Source organism: Paenibacillus pectinilyticus, from assembly GCF_001700435.1.
Lineage (GTDB): Bacteria > Bacillota > Bacilli > Paenibacillales > NBRC-103111 > Paenibacillus_E > Paenibacillus_E pectinilyticus.
Genome location: NZ_LYPC01000021.1, coordinates 54,940 through 67,875 on the forward strand (window position 1 = coordinate 54,940; position 12,936 = coordinate 67,875).

Genomic DNA, 12,936 nt, shown 5'->3' on the forward strand with positions numbered 1-12,936 from the left:
CCCCCAACTGATTTTTTTTCAGATGGGGGCTATTTTACGCTACATTGACAGTTTATCATTACATTCTAAGGGTATCCTTCTTAATCAATTGACATGATGTAATAAGTTTACAGAAATACAATCTTAAAAAGCACTAATGATATTATACAAAACTGGGAATAATTTGATTGTCCCGGAATCCTCGTTGTACCGGACGACAGTAAGACAAGAAATTGTAGAAACTGATCTCCGGAGGGGCAAATGATAAATAATACGGATAAAATCTGTCAAAGAGCACGTGAACTCGCCTTACAGCACACACCAACAGTAATGCGAGTTCACCCCAAATACATATGGAATCAATTTGAGAGTGACATAGAGAGCTTAAGGGATTTCGTATTCTCGTTGCAGAACAGCCCTGCAAGTTGTGCTTTACCTGCAGAAGAATGGCTGCTGGATAATGCTGAATTCATTGAGGAACAAGCAATAGAGGTGAAAGCTAATTTTTCCAACCGCTCTTTTGATTACTTACCTAGCTTTCAAAAGAAGGGGACTTTTCGTATCCAAACGCTTTGCGAAGATTATTTGGAACAAGTTGACGGTATATTGGACGAGGAAACCCTGGCTTCCTATTTGAACGCATACCAAGAAGTATCAGCTTTGCGACTTGCTGAGACCTGTGCCATCTCACTCATACTTCGGATGACTTTGATCGGAAGGTTATCAGAAACCATGTCACTTGTCCGGGAACGACGCGAGATTTGCGTAGAAGTTGAACAGTTATTTTCAAGAATAGAACCTTCCAAGTTAAATCCAGAGACGATTAACGCAATATTAGACGAAGCCGAGCAAAAAGCTCCGCTATCAGGCCCTTGGATCGTCCATTTGATTAGTCACTTGCGGGAATGGGCAGAGGATTCCGCGACCGTGCGGGAATGGTTAGTTTGCAAGTTAGAGAATAGTTCGATTGATCTGGACCGCATTGTATCTTACGAGCTTCAGCTACAGTCAGCCTTTCAAGTTAAGGCAGGTAATTTGATCAGTAGTTTGCGAAAAAATGAGCGTATGGATTGGGATAACCTATTCGAACGCATTTGCTTGCTGGATCAAACGCTTCGCCAAGATCGTACGGATGATTATTCGCTTCTTGATTCTTATAGCAGGAACGAGATCCTTAATCGGGTTGAAAAATTAGCACACCGTTTGCGTTTACCCGAAAATTTGATCGCAAGTCATGCAGTAGCACTTTCCAAGGTAGAGAATGAACAGTGGGGCGACGAGCAAAGAAATAAGGGAATTGACCCACCACGATCGACGTTTGTGGCTTATTTTTTATTTGATCCAGCTGGGATCAAGAAGTTAGAACATTCCTTGCGATTATGCAGCGAGACTAGACCAGTGCGCGGAACAGGTATTGCAAAGAGAGCAACGGGTACCTACTTAACTCTGTTAATCGGATTGTTCGTGCTTGCACTTCTTGCCACTAGTGCTTGGATTGGCGGTGCACGTAGCTTAACACCAGTAGGCTGGGGAGTTGTTTTGCTTATGCTTTCCCTTCCTGTAAGCGAATGGGTCATTACTTGGCTCCACTTTGGCATCGAGCGGACGATACGCCCTCGGCCTCTGCTGCGTTATGATTTTTCGAACGGAGTGCCTTCGACTGCAACCACAATGGTTGTCATTCCTGCCATTTGGTCCACAACAGAGGAAGCGGAAGAGCTCACCAATCGTCTGGAAATTCATTATTTGGCCAACCGGGATCCGAACATTCATTACGCTCTTTTGGGTGATTTTACGGATGCCGCGCAGGAAACGCTTCAAGAAGACCATGCGCTTGTTGCTTTTACCAAAGAAAGAATTGCGACACTTAACGGGAGGTATGCGATTCCAGAAGGAGCAACCTTTCATTTCTTCCAGCGCCGCAGAAAATGGAACCCTGCTGAGGAAGTCTTCATGGGATGGGAACGGAAACGCGGGAAATTGGTGGAATTCGTTGAGTTGTTGAAAGGAAGTAAAGAGACGAGCTTCGAATCCCTGATAGGTGATGGGGTAGTTCTACCGCCATTTCGCTACATCATAACATTGGACGCGGATACACAGCTGCCGATGGGAAGCGCTCAGAGGATGATTGGTACGCTTCACCTTCCCTATAACAGACCACGCTTAAATCAAGCGCGAACTAGAGTCGTAGAAGGATACGGAGTACTGCAGCCGCGAATTGGAACTAGTTATGAGTCGGCCATGCAATCGAGATTTGCTTACATTTGTTCGGAGCCAGGATTAGATCCATATGCTTTTGCAGCATCAGATCCGTATCAGGACGCAATGGAACAAGGCATTTTTACGGGAAAAGGCATCTTTGATGTGGATACATTTGCAGAACTATTATGCGAACGTATTCCTGAAAATACAGTACTTAGCCACGATTTGCTTGAAGGAGGCTTTCTGCGGGCTGCGTTGCTATCGGATGTTGAACTGATCGATAACCACCCGGCAAGTTTTCTTTCTTATCAGCAGCGCATGCACAGATGGGTCCGAGGAGATTGGCAGATGCTCTGTTGGCTTTTTCCTCGTGTTTGCGACCGACGGGGAGCATTAAGGCCTGTTGATTTGTCCGCGATTACACGTTGGCAAATGATCGATAATTTGCGCCGCAGTCTGCTTCCAATTATTTATCTCCTCATATTGGCACTTGGTTTCAGTGTGCTGCCTGGATCCTCGGTTGGTTGGGTTGTTTTCATTCTTGTAACCATGCTCTTGCCGATGATCCGGCAACTTGTTCATATGAAGACAGCCATTTGGCATCCCCGGAGGGTGTTATCTACGGGTTTACACGTGCTAATAAATATTCTGACCTTACCATTTCAAAGCGCTGTTCTTCTCGATGCGATTGGTAAGACCCTATACAGATTGTCGATTAGCAAACGTCGTATGCTTGAATGGACAAGTTCTTCTCAGATTGAACGAAGAAATAGGGGGAAACAACAGTCGTTGTTGCTGGGTGCAAGCGGCGGATATGGATTAATTATCCTGTTTGCTTGCGCTGTAGCGATGCAGCAGAATACAGGATTAAGATGGATGGGTTTCACGCTCTGTTTGATTTGGGCGTTAGCTCCTATTGCTGTCCGCTGGTTGAACCAGCCGATTGCGCAGGAAGAGCTGCAATTCACCGCTGTGGAAGAGGACCAGATGCGTGTGTTAGCTAAACAAATTTGGGAATTCTATGAGGATTATGCTGGTCCTAAGGATCACTTTCTGCCACCGGATAATGTGCAAATGGATCCTCCAAATGGTGTTGCACATCGTACGTCTCCAACCAATATTGGTTTTTTGCTAACAGCGTCTCTAGCTGCTCGGGATTTCGGGTTTATTGATACACCTGAGCTTGTGGAGCGTTTAGAACGGACTGTTGGTACTGTCGAAAAGTTAGACAAATGGAACGGGCATCTTTACAACTGGTACGATACCCTTTCCCTTGGTGTACTGCCGCCAGCCTATGTCTCAACAGTTGATTCGGGAAATTTCGTTGCTAGTTTAATGACGGTAAAGCAAGGTCTAGCCCATTGGCTAAAGACTGATTTCACAACAAGCAAACAGCGATTTTCGTCAGATATAAGTGGTAATTTGGGCCTGAATGTTGAATTTTCCGTTGACCTTGATCAAACAAGTCCTGAAGAAATGACACACCTTGGACTGGAAGATCATCTTGCTTTGAATCAAGCGAAGAAGGACAGCTATTCATCGCCTCAAGTAGCCTCTAGCGATTGGGTAACGCTCGGCTACAAGCTGATGGATCGTCTCGAAGCATTAATTATAGAGACCGACTTCAGACCGCTTTATGACTATAAAGCCAAACTTTTCGTTCTGGGTTACCATGCCTCATCGAACCAACGGGATAACATTCTATATGACCTGTTAGCTTCTGAAGCCAGACAAACAAGCTTCGTAGCGATTGCTCTAGGGCAAGTTTCCGTATCCCATTGGCTAGCACTCGGTCGAACGGCAAAAAGGCAAGGGAATCAGACGACTCTGGTTTCGTGGTCCGGTACGATGTTTGAATACTTGATGCCAAGCTTGATTATGCGCTCTTATCGGAACTCGATCTGGGCAAGTACGTATCGAGGAGTTGTGAATCGGCAAATTGAATATGCGCGTGAACGGGGTGTTCCTTTCGGTATCTCGGAATCCGGTTATTACGCGTTCGATTATCAAATGAATTACCAGTATCGGGCATTCGGCGTTCCAGGCCTAGGTTTTAAACGCGGACTTGAACAAGATCTGGTTCTCGCGCCTTATGCGACCGTGATGGCACTTCCTTTTGCGCTGCGTGAAGGCCTGAACGATTTGCTTCGAATGGAAAAACTAGGCGCGCGCGGCAAATATGGCTTTTATGAGGCTATTGACTTTACCCCTGGGCGAATGCCTGAAGGTGATACATGCAAGATCATCCAAAGCTTTATGGCACATCACCAAGGAATGAGCTTACTGACGCTTGCCAATGTACTACTGCCAAGTAAAATGTATGATCATTTTCATCGCGATAAACGTGTGCAGGCGGCGGAACTTTTGTTACAAGAGCGGATTCCTTCACGGGATTCCATCATAAAACGAGAATTATCCGGGCAGTCAAGGATTGAAAAACCGAAACCGGCACATATTGCCCCTCTGCGTGAATATGATTCTGCGGATACTGCGGTTCCCGAGGTGAATGTACATTCGAACGGATCGCTCACAGCGATGATCTCCAACAGCGGCAGCGGATTCATCCGGTTTGAAGGCATGGACGTAACACGCTGGAGGGAAGATCCAGTGACGGACCAGTGGGGAAGCTATATGTATATTAGGGATGTCGCTTCGGATAAAGTATGGTCTCCGACTTTTCAACCATGCCGTCAGCCGTCACGCAAACAGCGAGTGCAATTCTCGCAGGAGCGATCCACGTTCCTAAGTGAGGAAGAGGATGTGCACACGACTCTTGATATATGTGTGTCACCTGAAGCGAATGCCGAAGTTCGTCGGTTAACGCTTTCTAATAAGGGGAGTGAAGCGCGGATCATCGAGGTGACGACATTTCTCGAAATTGCATTAGCACCTCATGATGCAGATAAAGCACATCCGGCTTTCACCAAATTATTCATTGAAACGCAATTCGATGCGGATACAGAATGCCTGCTTGCTCGTAAACGTCCTCGCGATGGTGGGGAAAAATCAGTGTGGGCATTCCATACGTTAACAACTGGCGACAAGTCACTTGGACCTGTGGAGTATGAAACAGATCGAGCCCGATTTGTAGGCAGGGGATATAAGTTATCTAGGCCTAGTGGCATCGCAACCCGACTGGGCGGCACAGTTGGTTCGGTGGCAGATCCTGCATTTATTATGCGACGACGAATAACACTGCAGCCTGGTGAACGAGTCGAATTGACAGCTCTAACTGGCGTTGCGGAGTCGAAAGAACAAGCGATCGATATGGTTGAGCAGTTATCCATGAACCAACAAGTCGAGAGATCCTTTCAACTTGCATGGACGAGAAGTCAAATTGAAATGCAGCATTTACATATAACTATTGCGGATTTGGCTGTTTTTCAACTGTTAGCGGGTCGTACGCTGTATACTGCTCCTCTGAATCCAGAGCGTGCAAACAGTATTGCTGTTAACCAAAAGGGACAACAAGGACTCTGGGCATATGGAATCTCTGGTGATTTGCCTATTGTCATGATACAGGTCGAAGATACAATGAATTTATCTTTTGTTAACAAGTTAATCGTTGGATTCGAGTACTTGCGTCATAATAGGCTGTTCATCGATCTTGTCATATTGAATGAATCCGTAGAGGGATATCAGCAAGATTTACAGGATGCCCTTCGGCGTATGGTGGAACAAATCGTTGGCGGACAGGCTGCAGGACAAGGCAGTGTGCATATCCTGCCAGCTTCTCAATTAGTGGAGGGTGACAGGTCATTGTTGTTCGCTGTATCCCGTATTGTGCTACGTGCAGATGGTCCAAGTCTGAAGGCGCAATTAAAAGCATTTGTGCCTAACCACACACTAGCTGAACTGGTCCCGATAACGGCATCAACAAACCGTTTTGCACCGGCTAAACCAGTCGAAACAAATGATCTTCTCTTCTTCAACGGTTGGGGAGGTTTTACAGCAGACGGCCGAGAGTACCACATCGTACTGAAAAATGGTAATTACCTGCCAGCACCATGGATTAACGTGATGGCTAACCCGAAATTCGGCTGTATGACATCAGAACTATACACCGGATATACATGGTGGCGTAATAGCCGCGAATGTAAATTAACACCATGGTCGAACGATCCCGCCATCGACCAACCAGGGGAAGTATGCTTCTTGCGGGACGAGGAAAGTATGGCGTATTGGTCGTTAACATCAGCTCGCGAGCAAATGGATTCCACGTATAAGGTAGTGTATGGTCGCGGATATACGCGTTATCTTCATGAAAGCCACGGTCTTCAACAAGAAATGACCGTTTATGTTCCGCTGAATGATCCAGTTAAAGTGATTAAATTGCGGCTGTACAACAACACTTCCGAGCAGCGGAGGTTATCGGCGACTTATTATGCTGAATGGGTGCTTGGTGTACACCGTGAAGGGAATGCTTCGTTCATTGTCACGGATTGGGATCCGGAGAATGAAGTACTTATGGCACGAAATACGTATCAAGAAAATTTTCGTGATGCGACCGCTTTTCTAACGATTCATCCGGCAGCTAGTGTTATTCCCAATATGGACTTGTCATGGACAGCAGACCGCTTGGAATTTATTGGCCGGAATGGCAGTCTTGATCATCCTGCTGTCATGGACCGGCTTCACTTGTCAGGCGCAACAGGGCCTACGTACGAGGGGTGTGGAGCCATTCAAACCAAATTCGTGATAGAGCCTAATTCTGAACAAATCGTTTACATTATACTAGGCTGTGAAGATTCGCGTGAATCCGTTGTTCAGCTTACACAGAAGTATCGTCAATCGCTTGTTTGCGATCAGGCATTCGAGGATGTGATCAAGTTTTGGGATGATGCCATGAGTACGATTACAGTTTCGACCCCTTGTCCTGAGATGGATATCATGCTGAACAACTGGCTGCTATATCAGACCCTTTCTTGCCGGATGTGGGCGCGTTCTGCATTTTATCAAGCAGGTGGCGCATATGGTTTCCGTGATCAACTACAGGATTCACTAGCGTTGCTCCATAGTCGTCCCGATCTCACACGGGCGCAAATACTACTTCACGCGAGCCACCAGTACGAAGAAGGAGATGTTCAACATTGGTGGCATGAAGAAACGCACCGCGGCATTCGTACTCGTTTTTCCGATGATTTGTTGTGGCTGCCGTACGCGGTTGTCAGGTACATGGAACATACGGAAGACGAGAGCCTTCTAAATGAAAGAGTTCCGTTTCTTCGAAGCGAACCTTTGGGCGAAAAGGAGCATGAACGTTATGAGCCGACCGTGTTATCCGAGCAAAGTGGTACGATCTTTGAGCACTGCTTGCGTGCGCTTGACCGAGGCTTACGTTTTGGTGAGCATGGACTGCCCTTGATCGGAATTGGAGATTGGAACGACGGGATGAGTCGGGTTGGCGCTGAAGGGCGAGGAGAAAGTGTGTGGCTAGGTTGGTTCTTGGGTAATGTTTTACAAGGAATGGCTGAATTGAGTGAACGTCGCGGAGAAAACGAGCGAGCAGCAAATTATCTACACATCCAGCAGAAGCTTGCGGATTCGCTGAATGAAAAAGGGTGGGATGGTCAGTGGTACCGACGAGCATTCACTGATGCTGGACAATGGCTTGGGTCCATCCATAATGCGGAGTGCCAGATTGACGCGATCGCGCAATCATGGTCTGTCATCTCTGGCATGGCGCAGCCAGACAAAGCTTTGCAAGCTATGCGTTCATTTGATCGAGAACTTGTGGATCGAAGCCTGTCGGTAGCGCATATTCTGTATCCGCCATTTGATCAAACCGATCCAAGTCCTGGCTATATTCAGGGCTATCCACCAGGTATCCGTGAGAACGGAGGCCAGTACACACACGGTGTGCTCTGGAGCATCATTGCTTGGTGTGGGCTTGGAGAAGGAGACAAAGCGTTCGAGCTGTTCCATATGTTAAACCCCATTATGCATACGAAAACGTCATCAGAAGTGCGTAAATATGTGGGTGAGCCTTATGTCATGTCTGCAGATGTGTATACCGAAGAACCTCATAAAGGTCATGCTGGATGGACTTGGTATACAGGCGCGTCAGGATGGATGTACCAAGCTGGAATTGAATGGATTATCGGCCTGCGCCGCAGGGGAGAACGGTTGTACATCCGCCCATGTATGCCAAAAGAATGGCCGGAGTTTGCCGCCAACTACCGTTTTGGAAGCACAGTGTACCACATCACTGTCAAAAATCCTTCACAAAAGTCTAGTGGACAAACAACGTTGTCGATGGATGGAAAGGACGCCGATATGAAAAAGTTCACTATCGAGGAGGGTCCTTACATCCTGTTACATGACGATAGTGAATCCCACCAAATCGTCCTGTCACTATAATTTATAAGGGGTCCCAATCAACGTATATGTTGGTTGGGACCTAATTTTTTATTTCCCCGCACGATAAGCCGCCGGCGTCACGCCAGTCCGTTCCTTAAACAATCGATAAAACCGTTTCGGGTCCTGAATACCCACGGCAGCCGCGATATCGGCAATAGACCGGCCGCGATGCAGCGGATCTGTCAGCAGCCGGCAGCTTTGGCTGATCCGCTCGTGGGCGAGCAATGAGGTGAATGACCCTTCAGAATAAGATTCGATCATACGCTGCAGTTGCCGGGGGCCGATATCTATCTCTTTGGCTAATTGGGGTAACGTAATTTTCTCGGACAGATGGCTGCGCATATAGTGCAGGACAGCGTCCATTCGGTCTTGCTGGGGAGAGAACGGGGTATCTTTTTGCTCCAAAGACCGCTCCATACCAATGAACAACTGCAGCAGGAGACCGCATATCATGGTTTCATAGCCAGTCTGCTTACGCTGAAATTCATGATGCAAAGAGTCGAACAAATGTCCGAACTCCCCCGAGCGTTCCCGCATTTGCAGCCATTGATCCCCCTTCGAAACCAGATCACTAAACCGATACATCTGGTACTGATCTGGCAGTATAGAGGTAAGAAAATGAAAAAGTGACTGGTCAAAAATGCAGTTGCCTATCATCAGCCGCTTGTTCGGATGTGGGGATGAAGGGCGGAAAATATGCGAGATACCAATGGGGAGAAAAAATAAATCACCCTTGGACACGCGAATTGTCTGATCTCCGATATAGTGAAAACCGCTGCCTTCCCAAACATAACAGATTTCAAAGAAGTCATGAACATGTTCAGGCAGATCGAAACGTTCGTAGACTTTGTTGACGAAGATAGAAAAACCGTTCGTAAAAAATTCCTCGCCTTTTTCAACGAGCATATCGGGTCTGCGCATAATGAACTCCTTTGATAGGGCTGTGATAGGGTTGTGATACAGTCATCATATACCCATAGAATGTCGTTATCAACCTATAACATTACGAACTCCTTTTTTTATAATAAAAAGAAGAGGTAGGAACGTAAGGAGGATGTTAGAGGATGACGTTGACGACATGGCAGGCAAGTTGGATTTGGGGAGAAGGGGAAGAAAGTCCGCGGAATGAATGGAGATGCTTTCGTAAATCTTTCAAAGTTCCGGCAGGAGAAGAGGGAAGTAAAGGCATTTCTTTAAGAATCACCGCGGATTCGCGATATGTTCTGTTTGTGAATGGCACACGCATAGGGCGGGGGCCGGTCCGTTCTTGGCCATTTGAATTAGCCTATGATACGTATGAAATTGGTCATTTGCTGCAACCTGGGGAAATGAATACTGTAGCTATGTTGGTGAATCATTTCGGGGTTTCAACTTTTTACTACTTGCGAGGCCGCGGCGGACTATTGGCGGAAGTGAACGATTCCGAGGGACATGTGCTCGCGGCGACGGATGCTACGTGGAGCACCTCTTTACATCGCGGACATCATACCCGAGCTTCGCGGGCATCCTGTCAGCAAGCTTTTGCGGAATACGTCGATGCTTCGCTGTGGGACTCGGCATGGACACAGCAGGCGTATGATGCTGCAGACTGGACGAATTCAGTAGTACTCGGTCCTGTTGGGATGGAGCCTTGGACAGCTTTAAAACCTCGTGACATACCGATGCTGACGGAGGAAACCATTTGGCCTGTTCGGGTGGAATCCCTCGCGAAGATCAAGTCATTTCAAGTTACTGCGACAATTGATGTTCGCAACGCTTGGATGGATGGAAGCGAAGAACATGCGAATCGCATGCAATTTCTCGGATATGCAGCTACTTTGATCCATTCCACTCAAGCGGGTCAGGCCACATTGGGCTTCCTTCAAAGCGATGGGTGTTTCAAGGCACTCTCTCTGAACGGCGAGTGGATCGATAGCGGTCGGATATATGGCTCTACCCCAGAACGTTATGTCGATGTCACTCTGCAGGCGGGAGATAACCTATTGCTCATCGATCTGTCTAGTGATATTCATACAGGTAAGCTTCAAATCGGCTTGTATGCGGATGAGGGCAATGTGGTTTCGTTTCAGTCCCCTGTTGCAAATAGGGATGGGCAGGCTTCGGATTGGTTACGAATCGGACCATTTGACGCCGTTGAATTGCTTGATCACCAACACGTACGTGAATTGGAAGTTGAGCATCCTGTCTATCTAGAGGTGCGCGAGAAGTTGAGAAAATCAGCTGATATTCATAGATTCCAAGATTGGATCAAACCTGTAGATATTAAGTATGTGTCAGAAGTTGACGTTTTTGCGTTGAGTGTTTGGCGGAAAGAAAACATTCGATACGTGGTCCCTGCCCAATTGCAGAATGCTGTCATTCCTCATGCGGAAGCAGCGGTAGTGCCTGTATTTGAAGGATATGATACGGAAGTCCTCTTCGATTTAGGAAAGGAATATTCAGGTTATCTAACCTTTGAAGTAGAAGCGGATGAGGGTGTCGTATTGGATTGGTATGGCTTCGAGTATATGTCTGGTGAATACCGGCAGGATATGTTCGGGCTTGACCATACGCTCAGATACGTATGCCAAACTGGACGGCAAAGGTATGAAACGCCGATTCGTCGAGGCTTCCGATATATCGCATTGACTGTACGCGGGGCTCTGAAACCGATTAAACTCTACAGTGTCAACATGATCCAAAGTAATTACCCGGTAGCGGAAGTAGGTCAGTTTACCTGCTCGGACGAACTTCTAAATGATATTTGGGAAATTTCCCGGCATACGACAAAGCTGTGCATGGAAGACACATTCGTGGATTGTCCGGCTTATGAGCAAGTATTCTGGGTGGGTGACAGCCGAAATGAGGCGCTTGTCAGCAACTATCTGTATGGGGTGCAGGATATTCTTAAGCGCTGCTTAAGACTCGTACCAGGTTCCAAGCACCAAACTCCGCTATTCGCCGATCAAGTACCAAGCGGGTGGAGCAGTGTGATTCCGAACTGGACGTTCTTCTGGGCGATTGCTTGTACCGAATACTATGAGCAGACCGGGGATGAAGCATTCGCTGCTGAAATGTACGGACATATCCAATTCACCTTACAGCATTACTTGGATAAAATCGATGACCGTGGTCTCTTTGATATCAAAGGCTGGAACTTGCTCGACTGGTCGCCGATCGATCAACCGAATGATGGCGTTGTGTCTCATCAGAATATGTTTCTCGTGCATACCCTCAGGGTTGGAGCCAGAATGGCCCGTATTTCGGGGGATCAGGAAGGCGCGACGACGCTTGATAAAGCGGCTCAAGATCTGGAGACAGCTGTTAACGAGCATCTGTGGGACAACGAGAAAATGGCGTATATCGACTGCATCCATGCGGATGGAAGACGCTCAGATGTGTTGAGTATGCAGACACAAGTTGTTGCTTCCCTAACCGGTGTTGCACGAGGTGACAGGAAAGCCATCATTGATAGCTACCTCTTGAGCCCGCCGTCCCATTTTGTCCAAATTGGCAGTCCGTTTATGTCCTTCTTCTATTACGAAGCTCTGGCTAAATTGGGTGAAGTCGGACGCGTGCTTTCGGATATTCGGCATCATTATGGCACGATGATTCGCCACGGGGCAACAACCTGTTGGGAACAGTATCCTAATTTTCTGGAAAATCGTGCGAATCCCGATATGCTCACGCGCAGCCATTGTCATGCCTGGTCATCCGCTCCTGCTTATTTCTTGGGCAGGGAAGTACTTGGTGTGCGAAGTCTCGCTCCAGGCTGGACAGAGATTGAAGTTGCACCTGTACCAAGCGGTTTGACGTGGGCGAAGGGCAGTGTTCCACATCCTGCGGGGGGAAGAATCGATGTGGACTGGACTGTGAATGAGAGCAGTCAAACGATGGAACTCCATATCAGTTACCCGAAGGGTATCGTTGTACATGCTAATATTCCGGCGGGATACACAGGTATCATCCGTGAAACAATGCTGGAGCTTTTATAGTTGGAAAGGGGTTGTCTCCTATGGATATTACATAAGGGACAGCTCTTTTTTCATTTACAGCCAGGGGCGTGCCCGATTCTCCTGAGTAGTCGATTTATTCGACTTGCAAGTCTGCGACCGTTCCTGATCCTGATGAGTAAGTTTATATTTTACGATTTAACAATCTAAATGGAAAAAATCCAGCTAATTTCATTCATATCGAGTGAAAATCACATTTAACTTGATAATATGATGCTAATATTGAGTTTTTGTATGAAACTCTCAATTTGACGCCAAATTAGCTCCATAATTTCCAGTTATTTCATCCAAAACAGAAAAATCGTCAAAAATAACTACATGGTTGCTCTTCTGTCAAGAAAGTAGACGTCACTAAGTTAAGCCACCCGCTGGTAATATAGCTGCTCAAAGAGCGCTGGGGACA

General features: G+C 47.0%; 3 protein-coding genes. 2 read left to right on the forward strand and 1 reads right to left on the reverse strand.

Annotated features, from left to right (window positions below; translation table 11 throughout):
• Positions 1 to 240 precede the first annotated feature (240 nt).
• A complete protein-coding gene (locus A8709_RS16330; protein ID WP_065853435.1) occupies positions 241 to 8,541 on the forward strand; it encodes a glycoside hydrolase family 94 protein in 8,301 nt (2,766 codons plus the stop codon).
• Between the two features lie 48 nt (positions 8,542 to 8,589).
• Here A8709_RS16330 and A8709_RS16335 read toward each other — a convergent pair whose 3' ends face one another.
• On the reverse strand, positions 8,590 to 9,462 hold the full coding sequence (locus A8709_RS16335; RefSeq protein WP_065853436.1) for an AraC family transcriptional regulator: 873 nt from the start codon (positions 9,460 to 9,462) through the stop codon (positions 8,590 to 8,592).
• Positions 9,463 to 9,605: 143 nt separating this feature from the next.
• Between A8709_RS16335 and A8709_RS16340 the strand changes: the two genes are divergently transcribed.
• A complete protein-coding gene (locus A8709_RS16340) occupies positions 9,606 to 12,515 on the forward strand; it encodes a family 78 glycoside hydrolase catalytic domain (RefSeq protein ID WP_065853437.1) in 2,910 nt (969 codons plus the stop codon).
• Positions 12,516 to 12,936: the final 421 nt, after the last annotated feature.

What these genes read in the sequence shown, in the direction of transcription:
- A8709_RS16330 (WP_065853435.1), top strand. Translation starts at nt 241, where the DNA reads ATGATAAATAATACGGATAAAATCTGTCAAAGAGCACGTGAACTCGCC.
- A8709_RS16340 (WP_065853437.1), top strand. Translation starts at nt 9,606, where the DNA reads ATGACGTTGACGACATGGCAGGCAAGTTGGATTTGGGGAGAAGGGGAA.
- A8709_RS16335 (WP_065853436.1), bottom strand. Translation starts at nt 9,462, where the DNA reads ATGCGCAGACCCGATATGCTCGTTGAAAAAGGCGAGGAATTTTTTACG.